General features: G+C 70.6%; 17 protein-coding genes and 1 pseudogene. 6 read left to right on the top strand and 12 right to left on the bottom strand.

Going from position 1 to position 21,589, the window contains the following annotated elements:
* The 6 genes from NX1_RS35815 to NX1_RS33430 all read right to left on the bottom strand — a co-directional run.
* Nucleotides 1-177: 2-oxoglutarate dehydrogenase E1 subunit family protein (locus NX1_RS35815; RefSeq protein WP_444980713.1), on the bottom strand; the 177-nt coding region annotated here is incomplete at its 3' end.
* A 175-nt stretch (nucleotides 178-352) separates the two neighbouring features.
* Nucleotides 353-4,075 (bottom strand): ABC transporter ATP-binding protein, encoded by a 3,723-nt coding sequence (locus NX1_RS33450; RefSeq protein WP_068068699.1) that lies wholly within the window; start codon nucleotides 4,073-4,075, stop codon nucleotides 353-355.
* A 93-nt stretch (nucleotides 4,076-4,168) separates the two neighbouring features.
* Nucleotides 4,169-4,948, bottom strand: coding sequence for an ABC transporter permease (locus NX1_RS33445; protein WP_068068697.1), 780 nt, complete (start codon nucleotides 4,946-4,948; stop codon nucleotides 4,169-4,171).
* Entirely contained in the window at nucleotides 4,945-5,895 is a 951-nt protein-coding gene (locus tag NX1_RS33440; protein ID WP_068068694.1) for an ABC transporter ATP-binding protein, read from the bottom strand. The genes NX1_RS33445 and NX1_RS33440 overlap by 4 nt, the downstream gene beginning before the upstream one ends.
* Nucleotides 5,892-6,623: a hypothetical protein gene (locus NX1_RS33435; RefSeq protein ID WP_068068691.1), complete on the bottom strand. Its 732-nt coding sequence runs from the start codon at nucleotides 6,621-6,623 to the stop codon at nucleotides 5,892-5,894. Before NX1_RS33435 ends, NX1_RS33440 begins: the two co-directional genes overlap by 4 nt.
* A 128-nt stretch (nucleotides 6,624-6,751) precedes the next feature.
* Nucleotides 6,752-7,777, bottom strand: a complete 1,026-nt coding sequence (locus NX1_RS33430; RefSeq protein ID WP_068068688.1) for a glutathione S-transferase family protein — start codon at nucleotides 7,775-7,777, stop codon at nucleotides 6,752-6,754.
* Between the two features lie 38 nt (nucleotides 7,778-7,815).
* Here NX1_RS33430 and NX1_RS33425 point away from each other — a divergent pair, with 38 nt between their 5' ends.
* Together NX1_RS33425 and NX1_RS33420 are read left to right on the top strand one after the other, a co-directional pair.
* Nucleotides 7,816-8,619, top strand: coding sequence for an enoyl-CoA hydratase/isomerase family protein (locus tag NX1_RS33425; protein WP_068068685.1), 804 nt, complete (start codon nucleotides 7,816-7,818; stop codon nucleotides 8,617-8,619).
* A gap of 97 nt (nucleotides 8,620-8,716) precedes the next feature.
* On the top strand, nucleotides 8,717-9,940 hold the full coding sequence (locus NX1_RS33420) for a class I adenylate-forming enzyme family protein (protein ID WP_068068681.1): 1,224 nt from the start codon (nucleotides 8,717-8,719) through the stop codon (nucleotides 9,938-9,940).
* A 9-nt stretch (nucleotides 9,941-9,949) separates the two neighbouring features.
* On the opposite strand, the gene NX1_RS33415 is transcribed toward NX1_RS33420, so the two are convergent.
* Nucleotides 9,950-10,696, bottom strand: a complete 747-nt coding sequence (locus NX1_RS33415; protein WP_068068678.1) for a tyrosine-protein phosphatase — start codon at nucleotides 10,694-10,696, stop codon at nucleotides 9,950-9,952.
* Between the two features lie 475 nt (nucleotides 10,697-11,171).
* Here NX1_RS33415 and NX1_RS33410 point away from each other — a divergent pair, with 475 nt between their 5' ends.
* Both NX1_RS33410 and NX1_RS33405 read left to right on the top strand, forming a co-directional pair.
* Complete coding sequence (locus NX1_RS33410; protein ID WP_084501958.1) at nucleotides 11,172-11,651, top strand: TetR family transcriptional regulator; 480 nt, start codon at nucleotides 11,172-11,174, stop codon at nucleotides 11,649-11,651.
* A 39-nt stretch (nucleotides 11,652-11,690) separates the two neighbouring features.
* Nucleotides 11,691-12,878, top strand: coding sequence for an amino acid deaminase/aldolase (locus NX1_RS33405; protein ID WP_373864941.1), 1,188 nt, complete (start codon nucleotides 11,691-11,693; stop codon nucleotides 12,876-12,878).
* 8 nt (nucleotides 12,879-12,886) lie between these two features.
* On the opposite strand, the gene NX1_RS33400 is transcribed toward NX1_RS33405, so the two are convergent.
* Both NX1_RS33400 and NX1_RS33395 read right to left on the bottom strand, forming a co-directional pair.
* Nucleotides 12,887-16,237 carry an AAA domain-containing protein gene (locus NX1_RS33400; protein WP_068068672.1) on the bottom strand — a complete coding sequence of 1,117 codons (3,351 nt, stop codon included), beginning with the start codon at nucleotides 16,235-16,237 and terminating at the stop codon, nucleotides 12,887-12,889.
* 110 nt (nucleotides 16,238-16,347) lie between these two features.
* A complete protein-coding gene (locus NX1_RS33395) occupies nucleotides 16,348-18,156 on the bottom strand; it encodes a DEAD/DEAH box helicase (protein ID WP_174555558.1) in 1,809 nt (602 codons plus the stop codon).
* 62 nt (nucleotides 18,157-18,218) lie between these two features.
* Between NX1_RS33395 and NX1_RS33390 the strand changes: the two genes are divergently transcribed.
* Both NX1_RS33390 and NX1_RS33385 read left to right on the top strand, forming a co-directional pair.
* Nucleotides 18,219-19,073, top strand: a complete 855-nt coding sequence (locus tag NX1_RS33390) for a carbon-nitrogen hydrolase family protein (RefSeq protein ID WP_068068669.1) — start codon at nucleotides 18,219-18,221, stop codon at nucleotides 19,071-19,073.
* An 11-nt stretch (nucleotides 19,074-19,084) separates the two neighbouring features.
* Entirely contained in the window at nucleotides 19,085-19,708 is a 624-nt protein-coding gene (locus NX1_RS33385; protein ID WP_068068666.1) for a phosphoribosyltransferase, read from the top strand.
* Here NX1_RS33385 and NX1_RS33380 read toward each other — a convergent pair whose 3' ends face one another.
* From NX1_RS33380 to NX1_RS37120, 3 genes and pseudogenes are all read right to left on the bottom strand, one after another.
* Entirely contained in the window at nucleotides 19,709-20,236 is a 528-nt protein-coding gene (locus NX1_RS33380; RefSeq protein WP_068068663.1) for a gamma carbonic anhydrase family protein, read from the bottom strand.
* Nucleotides 20,237-20,263: 27 nt separating this feature from the next.
* Complete coding sequence (locus NX1_RS33375; protein WP_068068660.1) at nucleotides 20,264-21,121, bottom strand: ESX secretion-associated protein EspG; 858 nt, start codon at nucleotides 21,119-21,121, stop codon at nucleotides 20,264-20,266.
* Nucleotides 21,118-21,589, bottom strand: a pseudogene (locus NX1_RS37120) (hypothetical protein); the annotation flags it as partial. The gene NX1_RS33375 and the pseudogene NX1_RS37120, both read right to left, overlap by 4 nt.

Here is a 21,589-nt window from a genome sequence, read left to right as displayed (position 1 = left end):
GGCCGGCTTCGCGGCCGGGGCCGGCTTCGCGGACGCCGGAGCCGGGGCGGCGTTCGTGGCCGTCGCTTCGGACTGCGAGTTGGTGGCTTCGCCGCTCGCTTCGGGGGTGTAGTCGGCGAGGAACTCGTGCCAACTCTCATCGACCGACGATGGATCCTGTTTGTACTTCAGATACATCTCGTCGACTAGCCACTGGTTCTGTCCGAACTGGGAAGTTGAGCTGCTCACAGCAGGTGTTCGCCTCATTTCGTTCTTCGCGCTGCGACGTTTGTGACGTGCCCGGCATGGGGATCAGCGGATGCGCGCCGATGGACCCTCTGTCGAGGATATGCCCAGCAGCAAATCGACGAAGCTACCCACCACCGGACAGACCCAAACTCTTCTGTGCAGACTCGTCCGGATCCGAGAATATTCCTCCGGTTTCGCGGGCCGCTGCCCAGAGTCGGGTATAAGTTCCGCCCGCCGAGAGCAGGTCGGCATGGGTGCCGAATTCCGTGATCCGGCCGCGCTCGACGACCGCGATCCGATCGGCCCGCGCGGCCGTGCCGAGCCGGTGCGCGACGACGACCGTGGTGCGTCCCCGGGCCAGCGATCTGCTCGCTACCAGCACGGACGCCTCGGTCTCCGGGTCGAGCGTCGCGGTGGCCTCGTCGAGCAGCAACAGGTCGGGATCGACCAGTTCGGCCCTGGCGAGGGCGATCAACTGGCGCTGTCCGGCCGACAGCCCGCGCCCGCGTTCGCCGATCGGTTGCCGCAGTCCGAGGGGTAGCGCCGCGATCATGTCGGTCGCGCCGACGGACGCGGCGGCCGCCCGGATCTCCGCCTCTGTCGCGGAAGGTTGTCCGAATGCAATGTTGCTGGCGACGTCTCCGGTGAAGAGGTGAGCTTCTTGGGGGACGATGCCGAGCCGGGAACGGTAGTCGGCGAGGCGATATTCGCGGATGTCGACGCCGTCGACGACGATCGCCCCCCTTGACGCCTCCGCGGCGAGCCGGGCATCGGTGACCACGACGGCAGCGGGTTCCGAGCCCCCTTCGGGAGACGAGCGCGGCAGGTCGTAGAGGCGGGCCAGCAGCTTGACGATCGTCGACTTGCCCGCGCCCGTCGGCCCGACCAGCGCCAGGGTGGACCCGGCCGGGATACGCAGATCGACCTCCTGCAGCGCCGGGTTCTCGGTCCCCGGATACCGGAAGTGCACGTGATCGAGCGCGACCTCGCCGCGCAGACCGTCGGTGATCGCCGTGGCGTCCGGCGGATCCGCCGCGATCGACGACGGGGTGCGCAGCAGCTCGCCGATCCGGCGTAGTCCGACCCTTGCCTGCTGGTAGCCGTCGAAGACCTGGGACAGCTGCGTGATCGGCCCGAACATCAGCTCCAGGTAAAGCACGAAAGCGACCAGCGTGCCCGCGGTCGTCGCGCCGACCGCGACCTCGCGGGCGCCGACGAACACCACCGCGGCCAGCGCCAGATCGGCCCAGGCGATGACGAAGGCGAAGTACAGCGCGATCGCCCGCTGCGCCCGCATCCTGGCGTTGCGATAGCGCTCCGAGTATTCGGCGAACCGTCGCGCGGCGCGGGGCTCGTGCCGGTTGGCCTGCACCGCCCGCAGGCCGGTGACGTTCTCCTGGAAGTCGGCGTTCACCGTCGAGACACGTTCCCGCGACACGGTGTACGCGGTGGAGGAGAAGCGCCGGAAGACCACTGTCGCCACGATCAGCGGCGGCAGCGCCAGCAGTGCGACCACCGCGAGCGAGACATCGATGACCAGCAGTGCCGCCACGATGCCGAGTAGGGTGAGCGCGCCGATGATGGTGGTGGCGACGCCCGTCTGCAGGAAGCTCGACAGCGCGTCCACGTCGGTCGTCATCCTCGTCATGATCCGGCCGGACAGTTCCCGCTCGTAGTAGTCGAGGCCGAGCCGCTGCAAATGCGCGTAGCTGCGCACACGCAGCCCGTAGAGGACGCGCTCGCCGGTGCGCGAGGTGAGCACGATGGTCGTCGCGCCGACCGCGAAACCCGCCGCGACCAGCGCGACGCCCAGCGCCGCGGCGAGCCGGAGCGCGTCGGGCCGCCCGGCGCTCACACCCGTGTCGATGGCGTAGCGCACCAGAGCGGGGAAGGCCACGCCGACGAGCGCGTCCAGCGCGAGCAGGCTCACCACGGTCAGCACGAGCAGGCGCACCGGGCGCAACAGTCGCGCCAGACGGAAGCCGGGATCGGGCTCGCGCAGCTCGCGATCGTCCAGGCCGGGTGCTTCGGTAGCGGGCGGCAACCGCTCGATGGTCCGGCGCAGCTCGGGCGTCTCGGCCAGGTCGGCCGCCGCGCCGAAACCGCCGCCCATCCGGCCCGCCGCACGGGGCTTACGCACCGATTCGTCGGGCTCGTCCGTCGCGGGCGGGGGCAGCTGGGCCGGTGCGGGCAGCCGGATCACCCGGTCGGCGTGCGCGAGCGTCGATTCGCGGTGCGCCAGCACGATCGTGGTGCGGCCGCCGCGATCGGGCAGCGTGTCGAAGATGGCGGCCTCGGTGACCGCGTCCACCGCCGAGGTGGCGTCGTCGAGGACCAGGATGCGCGGGCGGGCCAGCAGCACCCTGGCCAGCGCGATGCGCTGGCGCTGGCCGCCGGAGAGGGTGAGCCCGCGTTCGCCGACGACGGTGTCGTATCCGTCGGGCAGTTCGCCGATGAACTCGTCGGCGGCGGCCAGCTTTGCGGCCTGCCTGATCTCGGCGTCGGTGGCGTCCGGCCGGCCGAGCGCGATGTTGGCGGCGATGGTGTCGGAGAACAGGAACGGGTCATCGAACACCACGCCGACGGCGGCGCGCAGGTCGGCGGCGGCCACGTCGGCGATGTCCACCGATTCCGCTTCGGCTCCGAAGAGCCGGATGTGCCCGGCGTCGGGCGCGTAGAAGCGCGGCAGCAGCAGTGACAGCGTCGTCTTGCCAGAACCGGCTGGGCCGATGATCGCGACCGTCTCGCCGGGGCGCACGGTCAGGTCGAGGTCACGCAGGATCGGCACGCCGGGATCGAATCCGAAGGTGAGTGAGTCGATCTCGATGCCGAGCGGGCCGTCCGGCAGCGCCGCGGGCGCGGGCGGGTCGGCGATCACCGGCGCGGTGTCGATGACCTGGAAGACGCGTTCGGCTGCGGCGCGGGTCAGCTGCGCCAGGATGACCACCGACGACATGGCGCGGGTGGCCGAGGTCATGGTGGCCACGTAGGCGGCGAAGGCGAGGAACGTGCCGAGCCCGATCGAGCCATCGAGCGCCAGCCACCCGCCGAAGGCGATCACCCCGACCAGCCCGGCTTGCGGAATCGCGGCCACCACCGGTGCGAAGCGGGCGTCCACCCGCGCGGCTCGCATGCGTTCGGCGTAGAGCTTGCGGCCGTGTCCTTCCAGCACGTCGACCATCCGGGCCTCCTGCCCGAAGCCCTTCACCACCCGAACCCCGGTGACCGTCTCCTCGACGTGCTGGGCCAGGTCGGCGGCCCGCTGCTGGGCCGACCAGGTCGCCGCGAACAGCCGTGGCCGCATCCGATACACCACCGCGGCGATGCCGGGCACCACGAGCAGCGCGACCAGCGCCAGCGGCGGCGAGAGCCACAGCATCACGCCCGCGGCGAGCAGGAACTGCAACAGCGCCATCCCGGAGAGCGGCACCATCGCCAGCAGCCCTTGGACCAACTGGAGATCCGTGATCGACCGGGACACCACCTGTCCCGTGCGCAGCGCGTCCTGACCCGCGCCGTCCAGTCGTTGCAGCGAACCGAGCAACCGCACCCGCAGGCCGTGCTGGACGTCGAGCGAGAGCCTGCCGGCGAGCAGCCGCCTGCCGAACGCCGCGCCGAACCGGCCTACGGCGAGCAGCGCGAGCAGTGCCGCGATCACACCGATCACTCCGGTGTCGCCGACACCGGCCGCGTCGACGGCGCGCTTGGTGAGCAGCGGCGCGGCCACCTCCACCAGCGCACCCGCCAGCACCGCGGCCAGGACGCCCGCGATGGTGCCGGGATGCGACCGGCTCTCATCCCACAGCCGCCGTATCCAGCCCCGCCCCGTCGTACTCCGCTCAGTCAATTGCGCCGCTCACCGTCCGCTCGTCGAACTCCCTCTACGAAAGGTAACGACACGCGGCGACACACCGCTTGTTCCCGGATGCCGGTCGATGAGTCAGAGATCGCGGCTGCGCAGCTGCCACCAACCCGCGCCCGCGATCCCGATCGTCCACAGCAGCAGCACGACGAAGGCGGCGGGAGCCGGGGCGAGGATGTCGCTGTCCGGGAAGGAGCCGACCGCCACCGTGGCGACGGTCGCCGAACCCGGCAGCAACGTGACAACGCCGCCGAGCCCGATTCCGTTGGCCACCAACCAGATCAGCGGCTCGATGACCAGTAGCCAGCCGAGGATCAGCGCGACGGCCCCGGTCGACTGGCGCAGCAGCAGCCCGAGGCCCGCGCCGAGCAGCGACCAGCAGACCGCCGCGAGCAGCCCGGTGCCGAACACCGTCAGCAGCCGCGTGCCGAACTCGAACTTGCCGCGGCCGAACGCGAGCAGACAGCCGAACGCGACGAGCTCGACCACCACCGCGACCACGAGCGTGTACGCACCGGTGACCAGCAATTTGGCCGCCGCCAGCCGATCGCGGTCGACGGTGAACAGCGAGGTCACCGGCATCGTCCGGTAACGGAACTCACCGCCTGCGCCCGCCGCGCCGAAGACGGCGGCGGCCAGGATCGTCGCGGTGAGCGCCAGATACAGCCCGATCGTCGCGGCGCCGGTGGCCAGCGCGGAATCCGGGTCGGCGGGCCCCGCCATCAGCGATGTCACGGTGGAGGCGACCAACGCGATCGCGGGCAGCAGCACGCCGAGCGCCAGGCACCAGCGCAGCGTGTAGACCTTGCGCACCTCGGAGTTCACCGGTGGGACGAGGTCCGGGGGCAGAGTGATCATCGCGGAATCCCATAGGGCGTCGGCTGCGGATGGGGTGCGTGCGCTCCCGGCGCCCCGAACATCGGCGCCGCGGTCCTGCTCGATTTGGTCAGCGAGGCGAGTACGCGGTCGGGATGGATCGGATCCGGCGTGATGTTGTCCAGCCGCACCCCGGAGGCCTTGGCCGCGTCGATGATCTCCGCTTCACTCGCCTCGGCCACCGCGAGCCGCCCGTCGGGGCGGATCACGGCGTCGGTGTAGCCACGCGCGGCGAGCATCGTGGCCAGCGCCACCGGGGTGGAGGCGGCGACGACCAGCCGGTCGGGGTGATTGCGGCGCAGTTTCGCCGGGGTGCCCTGGTAGACGACCGCGCCCTCGCTCAGCACGATCAACTGATCGGCCATCGCCACCACCGCCGCGAGGCTCGCGCTGGACAGCAGCACCGTGCCGCCGCGGCGTGTGTGCCTGCGCAGGAAGTCGTGCAGCCAGCCGCGTTCCGCGGCGTCGAGTCCCTCGGTCGGCTCGTCGAGGATCAGCACCCTCGGGTCGGTGAGCAGGGCGGTGGCCAGCGCCAACCGGGTCTGCTGGCCGACGGTGAGCGCGCCCGTCTTGACGCGCGCGGCCGAATCCAGCCCGACCGACTCGAGCACCGCGCCGACCCGCGCGTCCGGCACACCGGCCGCGGCCGCGTACACCAGCAGGTGATCGCGGGCGGCGCGCGCCGGGTGCAGTCCGCGCGGCGTGAGCATCCCGCTCACCGGCGACAGCTCGATCTTCGCGCTTCCCGAAGACGGTTCGAGCAAGCCGAGCAGGATGCGCAGGATGGTGGTCTTGCCCGACCCCGCCGGACCGACCAGCGCGGCCGTGCCACCGATGGGGACGCTGAAGTTCACGTTCTCGACGACCGGACCCAGCTCGTACCGCTTGCTCAGGTCGGCCACGACCAGAGCGGCCTTGGCTGCGGTCATTTCGGCCCGGTGGGGAAGTTCGGTGGGGTCACGTCGAGCGCGGGCAGCGGATCGGCGTCGACGATCAGCTGCCGGTTGGCGGGCCAGAAGACCGGCGCGGGCCCGAATGCCTTCTGGGCGTTGAGGACCGTGGTCTTGCCGAGGGCGCGGTTACCGACGCCGCCGATCACCGCGCCGATGCCCATCGGGATCACCTTGCCCGCCATCAACGCCATGCGCTTGGTGAGGAACCGCACGAGGAACCGCTTCATCAGCGAGTCGTTCATGCCCGCAAGGCCGGGAACGCGGTTGGCGAGCAGCGTCCCCCAGTTCTTGGCCGACTTCCCGACCGAGCGCTCCACGATCTCCATGCCGGTATCGCCGAGCACCACCGCGAGCACCAGCGCCCTTCGCTGTTCCTTGGCCTCCGGAGAGATGCCGTGCACGGCGGCGATCGCCAGCGTGTACAGCGCCGACGCCTCCATGAAGAACGCCGTCTCCGCCGTGATGGTGGCCAGCGAGGCGACCGTGCCGACGCCGGGCATGGCCGCGGTCGCGCCCGCCGCGGTGCCGCTGCCGGTCACCGCGAGCAGATACTGGCGCTCTATCCGGTCGACGATCTGAGCTGGGGTTTCGTCGGGGTGGGCGCGCCGGATTCGATCGATGTACTTCTCGACCGCAGGCGCCTGCAGCTTCGACCCGTTCTCCAGCAAGGCGATCACGGTCTTCTCGAACGCGCCGTGCCTCATCGGCAACACCCCTTAAGTCCTCTGCCTTCGCTGGCAGAACTCTATGGCACCGAGCCGTCGTCGGACCAACACGACAACGAACCGGATCGTTTCCCGGGTTCCCGGGGCCCGCCGGCCGAAACGACCGGTTATGCCGGTCCGTGCAGCGCGGGCACCCGCTCCGACAGCGGCGGCGGTGGCGGCGGGGTGCCGTCGCCGAACGGCCTGCCACCCAGCTCCTCGCGACCGTGCGAGGTCAGCCAGTTGCCGAGGTCGGGGCCCTTCGGCACCACCTTGGTCGGATTGATGTCGGTGTGCACCACGTAGTAATGGGCCTTGATCTGCGCGAAGTCGATGGTGTCGCCGAAGCCGGGCGTCTGGTAGAGGTCGCGGGCATAGGCCCACAGCACCGGCATCTCGCTCAGCTTCTGCCGGTTGCACTTGAAATGACCGTGGTAGACGGCGTCGAAGCGGACCAGCGTGGTGAACAGCCGCACATCGGCCTCGGTGATCGTGTCGCCGACCAGGAAGCGTTGTCCGGCAAGCCGATCCGAGAGCCAGTCGAGGCGTGCGAAGAGCCGGTCGTAGGCGGCCTCGTAGGCGTCCTGCGCGCCGGCGAAGCCGCAGCGGTAGACGCCGTTGTTCACGTCGCGGAACACGACGTCGTTGATCTCGTCGATCTCGGCTCGCAGCGGCTCGGGGTACAACGCGGGAGCCCCCGCCCGGTGGAACTCGGTCCATTCGGTGGAGAAGTCCAGCGTGATCTGTGCGTAGTCGTTGGTCACCACTTGGCCGGTCGGAATATCGACGACAGCGGGGACCGTGATGCCGCGCGGATAGTCGGGGAAGCGGGCCAGGTAGGCGTCGCGCAGCCGCGGGATGCCGAGCACCGGGTCGACGCCGCCGGGATCGAGGTCGAAAGTCCAGCTCAGCTTGTCGTGGGTCGGCCCGCACAGGCCGAGCGAGAGCGCGTCCTCCAGGCCGAGCAGCCTGCGCACGATGAGGGTGCGATTGGCCCACGGGCACGCGCGCGCCGCGACCAGCCGGTACCGGCCCGGCTCCACCGGATAGCCGTCCCGTCCGTCGGCCGTGATGCGGGTGGTGATGTAACGGGTGTCCCGCTTGAACTCGCCGGGTTCGACGTAGGAACCGCTTTCCGATGCCGCCTTGGTCACCTGGCCAGTCTTGCAGATTCAGGACTTACGCTGACGCAATGACCGAACACAGTGAAACCAAGGCGACCCGGCTGGAACGCGAGACCACCGACGGCGGCGCGGAGGTGGCCGTCCTGACGCTGGCCAATCCGCCGCTGAACCTCTTCGATCAGGCCATGCTCGACGCGTTGGTCGAGGACATCGCCGAGCTGACCGCGAACCCGCCGCGCGCCTTGTTGCTGCGCGCCGAGGGCAAGGTGGTGTCCGGCGGTGTCGACGTGCACGTGTTCGACGGACTGACCACCGAGCAGGGCGCCGAGCTGTGGCGCTCGCTGTTCGCGCAGATCATCCATCCGCTGGAGGCGCTGCCGTGTCCGGTGGTGTTCGCGGCGCACGGACTGACGCTGACCGCCGCCTTCGAAATCGCGCTGGCCTGCGACATCATCCTGGCCGCGCCGAAGGCGAAGTTCGGTCTGGTGGAGACGGTGGTCGGGCTGACCCCGTCGATGGGCGGCCCGCAGCGGCTGGCCGAGCGCGCCGGATCGGGCCGGGCGCGCGAGTTCGTCATGACCGCCGATCTCTACGACGCGGCGACCATGGCCGACTGGGGCGTGGTGAACGCCGTGCACGAGGACGTCGACGCGGCCGCGAGGGAACTCGCGCACCGGCTGGCGCAGGGGCCGACCAAGGCGCACGCGGCGACCAAGCAGATCATCGGGGCCTGGCGCTCCGGCGGTGTGGCGCACGCGGATTCGGTGACTCCCGAGGTGTCCGGCGAACTGTTCGCCACCGACGATCTGCGCGGCGCCGTGCGCAGCTTCCTCGAGGTCGGTCCCGGCAAGGCGACTTACACAGGCCGGTGACGACGGGGACACGGTAAATCGACTATCCCCGCGAGATTGTGATCCGCGTCATATAGTCGCAGGTGCCTGGCAGCCAGAGGCACCGCGCGGAGGACACATGTCGCAGCTCTTGGTCGAATACCCCCTCACACATTCGCCTGCGTGTAGCAACCCGCTGGCCCGCGGCGCCGACGGCGTGCTGCGCTACGGCAACCTCACCCCGGCGCTCACCGAGCTACTCGATCTACAGGTGCACGCGTTCGCGTCGCGCGAGGCGGTCGTCGAGCTCGGTGGGCCCCGGCTCACCTACCGCGAGCTGTGGCACTCGGCCTCCCGCATCGCGGGCGGCTTGCAGGAACACGGCGTCGGGTACGGCGACCGGGTCGCCATCCACATGCCCGCGGGCGCCCGCTGGGTGCAAGCGTTCCTCGGCGCCCTGCTCAGCGGCGCGGTACCGGTGCTGGTGCACGACGGGCTGCCCGCGGGAGTGGCGGAGCGGGTGATCGCCGACAGCAGTGCGGATTTCGTGCTCGGTCGCGGCGCAGGCGGCGGCGAGGTGGAACTGCCCGACGGCGCCGCGTTCATCGACGACGGCGCGGCGCTGAACGATCTCGCGCTGCTCTGTTACACCAGCGGCACCCGCAAGGGCGTCGAGCTGACCAACGAGAACCTGCTCTCGGCGGTCCGTTCGGTGGTCGCCGCGCTCGATCTGCCCACCGACGGCGTGCGCAATCTGGTGCTGCCGCCGCTGGCGCACGCCACCGGGTGCGTCGACCAGCTGCTGCCCACCTTCGCGGTCGGCGGCACCGTTGTGCTCGCACCGGACGGCCGCGGATTCGCGGAAGCCATTGTGGCCGAACGGGTCGACATGGTGTCGGGCACGCCGCGCATCTTCGCGGGGCTGCTCCCGCAGCTGGCCGCTTTACGCGCCGACGGCGTACCCACCGAGGGCATCAGCCGGGTCAGCAGCGCGGGCCATCACGCCGAGCGGACTCCGTGCGATCTGGCCGCCGCGCTGCGCGAGGCGTTCCCCTCGGCCAGGCACTGGTCGGTGTGGGGTGCCACCGAGACCAGCGGCATCGGACTCGCGGTGGACGACACCGAGACGCCCGCCGACGCGGGCCGGGTGCTCGGATTCGCTTTCGGCGGTACCGAATTGGCGCTGTGGGGCCCGAAGGCCGCGGCGGGGCACGGCGAATTGCTTTGTCGCGGACCAAATGTCACCCGTCGCTACTGGAACGACCCGGAGACCACCGCGGATCGGTTCACGGGCAGCTGGTTCCACACCGGCGATCAGGTGTCGATCGACGATCACGGCCTGGTCCGACGCGAAATCGCCTGAGGTGAAAGGTCATTCCAGCATTCGGTCGCGCAGTCGCGCCCGCAGCTCCGGCGTCAGCCCGACGACGTCGAGGTAGCGGTCGAAGTCGCCGTGCAGCTGCCGTACCGATTCCAGGGCCATCGCCAGATACTCCTCGCGCACGCCGAGCAGGTCTTCGGAGAAGCGCGCGCCCTGTGGCAGGGTGGGTTCGATCAGGGCGCGCAGCGGTTCGATCGCGTCGTTGCTGATCATGAAGTCGGCGAGCACGTCCTCCTCGACCACGTCCACCGCTCGCAGCAGTGTCGCCACGGCCCAGCCGGTGCGGTCCTTGCCCGCCGCGCAGTGCACCAGCACCGCGCCGTCACCGTCCACGATGGATTGCGCGATGGCGGTGATCGCGGTGTTGGCCTCCGGCAGCGCGGGAAACTCGCGGTAGACCTCGAGCATGTGCTCGAACGCCGACTCGGTGCGCGTCTCGTGCGGGGGCGCCTCGCCCATGCGCGAGTCGAACGGCGTGACGCTGCGCCGCACGCCGTCGGGCAAGTTGTCGTGGCCCAAGTGGTCGATCTCCCTGATGCCCCGCAGATCGAAGACCTCGGCCACGCCCAGTTCCCGCAAACCGTGGTGGCCGCGTTCGTCGAGGCCGCTGAGCTGGGCCGAGCGGAGCAGCACGCCGGGGCGCACCTTGGCGCCGTCGGCGGTGCGCAGACCGCCGGTGTCGCGGAAGTTGAACGTGCCGGAGAGGAAGAACTGATCGGCAGGCGGCGGGAGAGTCACCGATCCAGGCTATCGCCCGCCCAACCGACGCTGCGGGACGAAGTCCGCCGGCAGCCCGCATGGCCGGAGCGAAGGCGGAGGTACGCCCAAATAGCGGTGGTGTCGGTCCCGGATCGAACACCGAATTCCGGAGTGAACCGGTTGCATCGTGAGTTTGTGCGGTTCGTCACAGGGTGCTCGGGTGGGGCGAACTGGTCCGTAAGGTGGGTCATTGTGTGTCTTGCGGCCGCGAGGGGCCGTTAGTCACCCCAGAACGCCGATCGGCGGGACACTGCAGCGTTGCAGAGACATTCCGTTTGGATAACAAAACAATCTTCCGGTATGGAATACCCGCTGAACCAGTTCTCAAACCCCGAAAACCCTCTACCATTGATGAACGTTGGACCGGGCAGCCTGGGGATTTCTGGTCGCTCGCCAAAGTTCAGCGAGTCGCGCCATCGGAGGTGCGCGAGTTCTTTCGCCGAGGGAGTCGTCGTTGAGCGCACGTGGAGAAACAGTGGAGAGTCGGTTGCGGCCGACGATCTGCGAGGCTGTCGAGAAGGCGGCCGCTTCGCTCGATATCACCGGAGTGCGGGCACTGCGGGTGCTGCTGCACGCCGGGGTCACCGCGTACTGGCCGCTGGTCAAGGCGGCGCCGACCAAACATATCCGGGCCTACGAGGCGACTTTGCGCACGTTGCGCGAGCGCTGGGAGCTGCGGTCCGGGTCGTCGCCCGACCCCGCTGCCACCGAGATGTTTCGTGAAATGGACACCGAGGTCGCCAACTTCCTTCAGCTCTGTGCCGATCGCTCCGGTGCGCAGTGGCTGGAACCGGTGGACGACATCGCCGCCTACACGGTCTCGGTCCTGCAGGGGACCGTGCTGCGCTGGCTGGCCGACAGTAACGACGAGACCACGCTGATAGTGCTGGACGACCTGGTCAGCGGCCTCGCGACGCGAGCTGCCGAAGTCTGACTCCGCGACTACTGGACGCCTGACCAGTTTGGTGGTTGAGTGGTCCGGGTGAGCGAGACATCGCCGATCGCCGGACTGCACGCCGCCACCGCCGACCTCGACCCGCCGCTGGCCGCGCTGGACCTGACCGCGCTGCGCGCCAACGCCGCCGACTTGGTGCGCCGCGCGAACGGCGTCCCGATCCGGGTGGCCAGCAAGTCCGTGCGCTGCCGTGCCGTCCTGGAAGCCGTGCTCGGCGGCGAGCTGACCGCGGCCGACGGCTTCGCGGGCATCATGTCCTACTCCTTGCGCGAGGCGCTCTGGCTCGCCGGTCTCGGCGCCCGCGACATTCTGCTCGGCTACCCGACCGTCGACCGCGCGGCGCTGGCCGAGCTCGCCTCCGACGACACCCTGCTCGGCGCGATCACCCTGATGATCGACGACGTCGCCCAGCTCGACCTGATCCGCGCGGCCGTCGGCACCGACCTGGTCCGGCCGCGCGTCTGCCTGGACGTGGACGCGTCGCTGCGGATCGGCCCGCTGCACCTCGGTGTGCGCCGCTCGCCGATCCGCACGCCCGATCAGGCCGCCGACCTGGCCCGCGCCGCGCTCGACCGCGGCTTCGACGTGGTCGGCGTGATGACCTATGAGGCGCAGATCGCCGGGCTGCCCGACAGCAATGTCGCGGTGCGGCTGGTCAAGCGCGCATCGGCCGCCGAGATCGCCAAGCGCAGGGCGCGGGTGCTGGACGCGGTGCGCTCGGTGGTGGGCAAGCTGGAGATCGTCAACAGCGGCGGCAGCGGTTCGATCGAGGTCAGCATCGCCGATCCGGATGTCACCGAGGTGACGGCGGGCTCGGGTCTCTACGTGCCGACCCTGTTCGATCACTACCGGGCCTTCACCCCGCGGCCCGCGCTGTTCTTCGCCACCCCCGTGCTGCGCAAGCCGACGCCATCCATCGCGACGGTGTTCGCGGGCGGCTACATCGCCTCCGGTCCGACCGGCCCGTCTCGGGTGCCGAAACCCGTGTGGCCCAGCGGCTTACGGCTCATCGGCACCGAAGGCGCCGGCGAGGTGCAGACCCCGCTTTCGGCCGCCGCCGAACTGCGCATCGGCGACAGGGTGTGGTTCCGCCACGCCAAGGCGGGCGAACTCTGCGAGCGTTTCGACCGGGTCCACCTCGTCGAATCGGACGGCAGCCGCATTACCGTCCCCACCTATCGCGGCGAAGGCAAGAATTTCGGCTGAGCCGGTGCTCAGCTCAGGTTCAGGAAACGGGCCAGGTCGGGCAGATCCTCGGGCGCGGCGGGCAGGTATTCGGTGAGCAGTGGTGACCTGATGATCACCGCCCGCCACATGGCCCGCGACACCGCGGCGCGCACCAGATCGCGCGACAACAGGAACGACATGCCGTGCGGCGCGTCGGCCGGGCTCGACGTGGTCATCGACAGCAGCACCACCGCGGCCTCCCTGCCGCGGAAGCGGTCGACGGTGCCCACCAGCACGTCCTCGATCTTGGCGCGCGCCAGCATGGTCCGGATCCGGCCGACCTGGGCGCCGTATGGCGCGACGACGAAGATGTCGTGCGGATGCAGCCGCCGGGTGGTCGCGCCCATGGTCCAGGACAGTCCGAGCAGGGCGCGCACCTGGCGCACCACCTCGCGCGCCTCGGCCGCCGATTCGGTGGCGTTGCCGTAGTGGTCGACGAGCACGGTGCCGATGCCAGGCTCGACGCCGTCCAATTGCCTTGCCAGCGTGACGGTTTCGTTCGAGCGCAGCCTGCCGTCGTAGAACTGCCGGGAGATCGGATCGCACACCCTCGGATGCATCCGCCAGGTGCGGTCGAGGAAGTATCCGCGCTCGGACCCGACGGTGTTGCGGCCCGCGAGCAGCCAGCCCAGCGTCGATTCGCCCACCGGCCCGGGATGGGCGCTGCGCGCCGCGGCGGGCTGCGGGTCGCCGAGCAGCAGCAGATTGCGCGCGCTGCCTGCCACCATCGCCGTCTCGGCCAGCGGGAACCGGCCCGCGTCGGCGATCACCAGCAGGTCGAGGCTGTCGGCGGGAATCATCGAGTCGTCGGCGAAATCGGCTGGTAGCCCGCCGATCACGCACCCGTTTACGGCGTTGTCCAGGAACCGTGGATAGCGAGCGCCGTCGATCACCGCCCACTCCGGAGCCACCGCCGCGGCATCCTTCTTCGCGACCAGCTCGGGCAGCACCCCGACCGTGACGATCGCGTCCAGCAGGCTCTCCACCGTCGAATGCGCCTGTGCGACAACGCCGATGCGCCACTTGTCCCGGATGATCAGCCGCTCCAGCACGCGCGCGACGGTGGAGTTCTTGCCGGTCCCGGACGGACTCTGCACCACCAGGTACGACTCGTCCAGTGCGCGAGTGGCGGCGGTGATGGCGGCGGCGTGATCGCCGTGCACCTCGGGCAGCGGTCCGTCACCGCGCAACCGCGGCGTGCGCCGGGCCATGATGTCGAACAAGGCGCAGTCGGGGATCTCCGGCAGCGTCACCAGCAGCCGCTGCGCGGCCGATTCCATGGCGGCCTCGGCGTTCTCGTCCCAAGCGGGCAGGCCGGGCGCGATGGCGGTGGGTAGGTCGTCGTAGGGTTCGCAGCCCTCGGGCAGCAACTCCTCCAGACGGACGGTGTCGTCGAAGTCGGCGTCCACCGCGCAGCCGAGCACCGTCGCCGTCGCGGTGGCGCGCCGACCGGCGGCGGTGACCATGCCCGCGGCCACCGGGTGGTCGTAGTAGGTGTAGACGGTGGCCCCCGGCGTCAACGCGGCCGCGCCGCCGCCGTCGCAGCCGGTGCCGATCCGGCCGGTCAACGTCAGATACCTGCGCATGGAGGGACGATTCGGGCTGTGGTGCCACTTGGTGTCCACGGTGCCCCAGTCGGCGATCAGGACCCCCGACGCGTCGGGCCATTCGTGCACGGGATGGCTGAGGCGGTCGGCGTGCGCGTACCGCAGCGGCTGACGTTCGCGCCGGTGGTAGCCGAGCGCCGCCGCCATGAGTGCCGCGGGATGGTCCGGATCGCGCTGTGCCGCAGCGTATTCCGCGAGCGCGGCCTCCACCGAGGACGGGCCGGAGACAGGCGCGAGCTGGGGGCGGTCCGCTTCGGGCGCGAGCTGCGACGAGTCGGCGCGCCGCAATGCGGCCGGCCGCGGATCGGCGGGCTGCTCGGCCAGCTCCAGCAGCCAATCGCGTAACCGAAGCACGGTGGCGCACGCCGGTTCCGGCTCGCCCTGTGTCTCCGGCAGCAGGCGTCGCAGCCGGTCCAGCCGGTACGAATCCTCGCCGACCAGCAGCGCGTTGCGCACGATCGGGTACAGGTCGACGAGCACGCCGTCGCGCAGCAGCTCGTCGGCGATCTCCTCGCCGATGCCCGACTGCCCGGTCCAGCGCAGCAGCGCCGAGCGCACCTCGGAGGTGTAGTGGTAGACGCGCATATCCGGAAACGTCCGCCGCCGCTGCGCGAGCAGATCGAGCACCTCGGCCAGCGTGTCCCGCCACGCCGCGTTCTCGTTCTCGGCGTCCGCGGCGAACGGCGCGCGCAAGGACAGGTGCACCGCGCCCGCCGCGCCGATCTCGATCGCCGCGAGTCGTCCCCGCTCGTCGGTGTCGATGGCCAGCGCGAGATCGCCCGGCGAGACCGGCGGCAGGCCACGCAGCGCGGGCGCGTCGATCAGGGTGTGGGCCGGGCGGCCGGAATCCTCGCGCCGCCGTTGGATTTCCGCCTGCCTGCGCAGCGTGGTCACGGTGCGCGGGGGCAATCCCGGCACCGCGCTGTCGAGTCCGCTGAGCCGGTCGATGGTACTCACCCCGGCCTCGCGCAGCCTGGCCCGCGCGGACGAGGTCATGCCTGCCACCAAGAGAAGATCGCGGGCGGCGGTCAGCTCGGCGGTGCAGGTCGGGCACCGGCCGCAGGCCAGATAACGCGGATCGCCCCACTGGACCGGGAGCAGTTCGCTGAGCTTCTCCTCCACGATCCGCTCGACGCGCCGCCGCCGGGCCCGATACACGGGAACCAGATCGGTGAGCGGATAGTCCTCGCCCTCCGCACCGAGGTGCAGCCGGACCAGGGGCGCGGCCAGCGCGCCGCCCGCATCCAAAGCTTCTGCGCAAGCGGCGGATTCGAGCGCGGTGCCGACCCGGTCCCAGGGCGTCGCCGCGGCGCCGTGCACTGTGTAGCGCACCCGGTGGCCCGCCCGGACCAGATAGTCGCAGCGGCAGGCGAATCCGCCGTCGAAGAAGGTGGCATTGTGCAGCACCGGCACGCCTTGGCGCAGCGCGGCCTTCGTCTGCTCGTGCGCGTCGCGCAGCGCGGCCACCCGGCCCGCCGGGTCGTCCGGATTCTGCGGCGGCTGACGGATTTCCACCATGCTGCCGCCGTAGCGGTCGCGGAAATGGGCGAGCCTGCGTTCGCGGGAGTCGTCGGGGCGCAGCGGCTCGGCGGCGAATCGCAGGTCGCCTGGCTCGTCGTCCTGGAGCGCGCCCAGTTCGGTGTCGAGGGCACGGAGCAACGCGAATTCACAGCGCGCCGCGCGCACGAGATCAGCGGCGGTGCATACGACACGATCATCGAACACGAACAAACGCGCCCCTCCTGTGTCTTCGCCGGGACACCCGCACCAGGCGCGCTGGCGTGCGCGCCGGTCGGCAACACCTTAGCTAGCCCGCCTGACCTCGGCGTACCCCGCCCGGCTCAGGAGCGTGGCTTACGGCGCTCCGGGCGCTTGCCCGCGTCGCGATCGCGGCGCGGACCCCTGCTGAACGAGCGGTGCGAGGGCGGGCCCTGGTCCAGTTGCAGCTGGATGAGCACGCCGCTGATCCTGGTGCGCCGCAGGGCTTCCAGCGTCTCGGCGGGCAGCTGCGCGGGCAGCTCGACCAGACTGTGGTCCGGCCGAATGCTGATATGCCCGAAGTCGCTGCGTCGCAAACCACCCTCGTTGGCGATGGCGCCGACGATCGCGCCGGGAACGACGCGGTGCCGCTTGCCGACGCTGATCCGGTAGGTGGCCAGCTCGGTGCCGGTGCCCCGGTGGTGCGAGGCTGCGGGGCGCTCCTCGTCGAACCGGCGGGCGGGCCGTTCCCGCGGCACCCGTTCGCGGCGCTCGGGCTCGGGCTCGGGTTCCATGAAGAAGTTGTCGCCGTCGTAGGAGCCGACCGCGAGCGCCGCGGCGATGTCGACGAGCGGGATGTTGTGCTCGCGCTCGTAGTCCTCGATCAGCTTGCGGAACAGCGGCAGGTTCGACGAAGACAGGTTCTCGGTGATGGCGTCGCCGAACTTCGCGACGCGCTGCGCGTTCACGTCCTCGACGCTGGGCAGCTGCATCTCCTCGAGCGGGTGGCGGGTCGCGCGCTCGATCGCCTTGAGCAGATGCCGCTCCCGCGGCGCGACGAACAGCAGCGCCTGTCCGCTGCGCCCGGCCCGGCCGGTCCGGCCGATGCGGTGCACGTAGGACTCGGTGTCGTGCGGAATGTCGTAGTTGACCACGTGCGAGATGCGGTCGACGTCCAGGCCGCGGGCGGCGACGTCGGTGGCGACCAGGATGTCCAGCGCGCCGGACTTGAGCTGGCCGATGGTGCGCTCACGCTGGTTCTGCGCGATGTCGCCGTTGATCGCCGCGGCGGAGAAGCCCCGGGCGCGCAGCTTCTCGGCGAGTTCTTCGGTGCCCTGCTTGGTGCGCACGAAGATGATCATCGCCTCGAAGGATTCGACCTCGAGGACCCTGGTCAGCGCGTCCAGCTTGCGCTGGTGCGAGACCTGCACCCAGCGCTGGGTGATGTTGGTGTTGGTCTGGGTCTTCGCCTTGACCGTGATCTCGACCGGGTCGTGCAGGTACTGCTTGGAGATCTTGCGGATCGCCGAGGGCATGGTGGCCGAGAACAGCGCGACCTGCTTGTCGGTGGGGGTCTCGGCGAGAATCCGCTCGACGTCCTCCTGGAAGCCCATCTTGAGCATCTCGTCGGCCTCGTCGAGCACCAGGTACTGGAGCTGGGACAGGTCGAGCGTGCCCTTCTCCAGGTGGTCGATGACCCGGCCCGGGGTGCCGACCACGACGTGCGCGCCGCGGCGCAGGCCGGACAGCTGCACGCCGTAACTCTGCCCGCCGTAGATCGGCAGGACGTGCAGGCCGGGCATGTGCGCGGCGTAGCGGCCGAACGCCTCGGCGACCTGGATGGCCAGCTCGCGGGTCGGGGCGAGCACCAGCGCGCGCGGCTCCTTGCCGACGGCCTGCAGGCCCATCAGGATCGGGATCGCGAATGCGGCGGTTTTGCCGGTGCCGGTCTGCGCCAGACCGACCACGTCGGCGCCCTCCAGCAGGGGTGGAATGGTCGCCGACTGGATCGGCGACGGCGATTCGTAGCCCACGTCGGCGATGGCCCGCAGGATGCGGTCATCGATACCCAGATCGGCGAACGACGGGCCGGCAGCCGGGGAAGCCGATTCGCTCCCAGCCGGGTCCCTGTCGTTGTCGCCAGGAACGCTGTCGACCTCATAGTTGTTCATTGACCAGGAGTTTACCGGCTGGCAGTGGCCGTCCCGGTCACCGCCCCAATACGGTGAGACCTATGCAACTGAATGACGCGCCCGAACATCAGGATCAGCCCGTCTCTCCGGTGGAGGTCGCGGTCGTTCAGTTCGCGCCGGGGAAGGATCAGGCGGCCAATCTCGCGGCACTGCGTGAGCACGTCGGGACCGCCGCGGGCCGGGGCGCCAGGGTGGTCGTCGCCCCCGAATACTCGATGTTTGCCGTGGCCAGGCTCGACGAACGCGTCGTGGCCGTTGCCGAGCCGCTGACCGGCCCATTCGCTACCGCGCTTGGTGCGATCGCCGGCGAGTTCGCGGTGTATCTCGTGGCGGGCATGGTCGAGCAGGTGGCGCCCGGCGCCGACCGTATTCGCAACACTCTGCTGGTGTTCGGGCCCGACGGCGAACTCGTCACGCGGTACCGGAAGGTGCACCTCTACGACGCGTTCGGGTACCTGGAATCCGACGTGGTCGAGCCCGGTGCGATCGAGGCGCCGCCGATCTTCGAGGTCGACGGTGTGCGCTTCGGCGTGCAGACCTGTTTCGATCTGCGCTTCCCCGAGGGCTTCCGGCGCATCGCGGCCGCGGGCGCGCAGGCGCTGGTGCTTCCGGCGCAGTGGATCCCCGGCCCGGCCAAGGTCGACCAGTGGACCACGCTGCTGCGGGCGAGGGCCATCGAGAACACCGCGTACGTGCTCGCCGCCGACCAGTGCGCGCCGCGCGGCGCGGGCGCGTCGATGATCGTCGACCCCACCGGCAGCGTGCTCGCCGAGCTCGGCGACGAACCCGGCGTGCTCACCGCGAGCATCGACCTCGCTCACCTGGCCACCGTGCGCACCACCAACCCGAGCCTGGCCTTGCGCCGATTCGCGATCACCGAGCGCGCACCGGAGTAGCGTTCGATTCGATGGTCTACGCCGATCGGATCGCCGCCGGTCGCGCGCTTGGCGCCGAGCTGGAGCACCTGCGCGCGTCGAGGCCGCTGGTGCTCGGGCTACCACGTGGCGGGGTACCGGTCGCCGCGGCGGTGCGCGAGATCATCGGGGGTGATCTGGACATTCTGCTTGTCCGCAAGCTCGGCGTTCCGTGGCAGCCGGAGCTGGCGATGGGTGCGATCGGCGAGGACGGCGTACGGGTACTGAACACGGACGTGCTCGGCCACACCGGCGTCACCCAGCACCGGCTCGCGGCGATCGAGGAGGCCGAGCGCGCCGAGCTCGAGCGGCGCAGGAAGGTGCTGCGCGGCGGTGCGGAACCCGTGCCGATCGCGGGCCGCACGGTGGTGATCGTCGACGACGGCATGGCAACGGGGGCCACCGTGCTGGTCGCGTGCCGGGTCGCGCGCCTGCACCAGCCCGCGCGCATCGTTGTCGGGGTTCCGGTGTCGTCGCGCGAGGCGATCCGCCGGGTGCAGACCGAGGCCGACGAGGTGGTGTGTCCGCTGGTGCCGCGCAGCCTCGGCGGCGTCGGCGTGGCCTACCGCGACTTCCATCAGCTCGCCGACCACGAGGTCACCGACCTGCTGGTCTGATCAGCCGACTTCGGTGATGCCCTTGCGGTGCCGCTGCGCGAGCTCGGCGTAGACGCCCGGATTGAGCTGCACCCACAGCTGCGCCTGGGTCCCCTCGATCGGACGCTTCACCTCGGCGGGGGAGCCTGCCGCTAGGACGCCGTCCGGGATTTCGGTGCCGGGGAGCACCAGCGAATGCGCGGCGACCATGCTCCCCGCGCCGATTTTTACGAGGTCGAGCACCGTGGTGCCGTTGCCGACGATCGACTCGGCGCCGACGGACGCGCCGTGGAACACGACGCTGTGCGCGATGGTCGCGCCGGGACCGATTTCCATGGGCACGTCCGGCGGCACGTGCAGCACGGCGTTGTCCTGGATGTTGGCGCGTTCGCGGATGGTGATCGGCGCGAGGTCGGCGCGCAGCACCGCGCCGTACCAGATCGAGGCGCCCGCCTCGACCCGCACGTCACCGATCAGGGTCGCGTTCGGCGCGACGAACGCCGTCGGATCGATCTGCGGTCGCTTGCCTTCGAATTCGTAGAGTGGCACGGCTACAGGTCTACCAGCGCCGGATCGCTACCAGTGTTCGGAGCGGGCGGTGGTCTTCTCGGCGGCGGTGAGCATCGGTCGCAGGTGCGCGGCAAAGATTTCCGCGGTCACCGGTGCGACGTGCACGTCCGCGCCGGTGCGCACCGCGTAGCGGCCGTCCTCGGCGACGTCGATCCAGCAGAGCACGCCGAACGGCTTCAGTTCCTCGCCGCGGCGCACCGACACCACGATCTGGCCGATGCCGTCGCGCGGACGGGCCAGCAGGCGGCGGATCCGCGCGGGCGCGGAGGGGCCCGAGACCGGAACGGTCACCAGGTCGCGGCTGTCCTCCTTGACCCGCGACAGCGGCGAACTGAGCCGCGCCGTGCTGCCGGGCGGATTCTCCGGCAGCACCGAGATCACCCGGGCGGGAAGGTTTTTCGGGCTGCCGACATACAAGCGGATGTCGCCGCCGCGGTCGGGCGCCTGGCCCGGACGTTGCGCGGCGACGACCGAGATGTTGCCCGAGGCGGCGCCGAGGATGCGCACCTTGTTCGCCGCGCTGTTGTCGCCCGCGCCATGGCCCGCACCGCCCGGAACCGTCGCGCCGATCGCGAATTCCGCCGCGTCCGTAAGCTGTTCGTCGTCGAGTGTGGCGGCACGGGTGATCGGCCGGTGTTCCCCGAACACCTCGACCCGGACGGCCGGTCTGGCCAGCACCCGCAGCGCCGCCGCGAGGTCGGCGTCCAGCGTCCGGTCGCACCACGCGTGCAGGGCGGGTAGCTGCGCCGCCCGCTCCATCGAGTCGCGCGCCGAGAGCCGGACGGCCAGCGGATACGGAATGCGGTCACCGTCGGTGCGCTCCCAGGCCATGGCGAACTGGTCCGGGGTCAGCGTCCAGTTCACTCCAGCTCGGTCCATTCGCCGACGACCGGTGGTGTGGTCGGATCGAGTTCGCCGATCAGCTCGCCCGTCTCGTCCGCGGGTTCCAGGAAGGTGAGATCGTCGTCGATCCAGTGCAATTCGTCGTCTTCGTCCTCGGCGCGAGCCGCCGCGGCCTTGGACGCGACGCTGGAACCGTGCCGGGTGGTGTCGGCCGCGGCGATCGCGCCGCCCATCAGCCCGCCGACGGCGCCCGCGCCCATGCCGGTGACGGCCTCGCCGTTGGCGTCCTTGCGCCGCTCCTCGCGTTTGCGCTCGTCGTCGGCGGAGCCGGCGCCACTGCCGGGCAGTGTCGCGCCGGGAAGCGCGGTGGAAGCCGTGACCACCGGCGCGGAAACGCCCTGGCGCGGTACGCGATCCGGGGCGGACGGCGCACCGGCGGCGGGGAGGTCGGCCGCGACGGGAACGGTCTTGGCCGCGGCGGGCACGGTG

The organism is Nocardia xishanensis NBRC 101358 (assembly GCF_001613365.1).
Taxonomy (GTDB): Bacteria; Actinomycetota; Actinomycetes; order Mycobacteriales; family Mycobacteriaceae; genus Nocardia; species Nocardia xishanensis.
Note: the sequence above shows the minus strand (reverse complement) of the source record. Positions and strands in the feature narration are given on the sequence as shown.

Bases quoted from the DNA above. Each gene is read 5' to 3' on its own strand.
- NX1_RS33445 (WP_068068697.1), bottom strand. From the start codon at position 4,948: ATGATCACTCTGCCCCCGGACCTCGTCCCACCGGTGAACTCCGAGGTG.
- NX1_RS33440 (WP_068068694.1), bottom strand. From the start codon at position 5,895: ATGACCGCAGCCAAGGCCGCTCTGGTCGTGGCCGACCTGAGCAAGCGG.
- NX1_RS33435 (WP_068068691.1), bottom strand. From the start codon at position 6,623: ATGAGGCACGGCGCGTTCGAGAAGACCGTGATCGCCTTGCTGGAGAAC.
- NX1_RS33425 (WP_068068685.1), top strand. From the start codon at position 7,816: ATGACCGAACACAGTGAAACCAAGGCGACCCGGCTGGAACGCGAGACC.
- NX1_RS33420 (WP_068068681.1), top strand. From the start codon at position 8,717: ATGTCGCAGCTCTTGGTCGAATACCCCCTCACACATTCGCCTGCGTGT.
- NX1_RS33395 (WP_174555558.1), bottom strand. From the start codon at position 18,156: ATGAACAACTATGAGGTCGACAGCGTTCCTGGCGACAACGACAGGGAC.
- NX1_RS33390 (WP_068068669.1), top strand. From the start codon at position 18,219: ATGCAACTGAATGACGCGCCCGAACATCAGGATCAGCCCGTCTCTCCG.
- NX1_RS33385 (WP_068068666.1), top strand. From the start codon at position 19,085: ATGGTCTACGCCGATCGGATCGCCGCCGGTCGCGCGCTTGGCGCCGAG.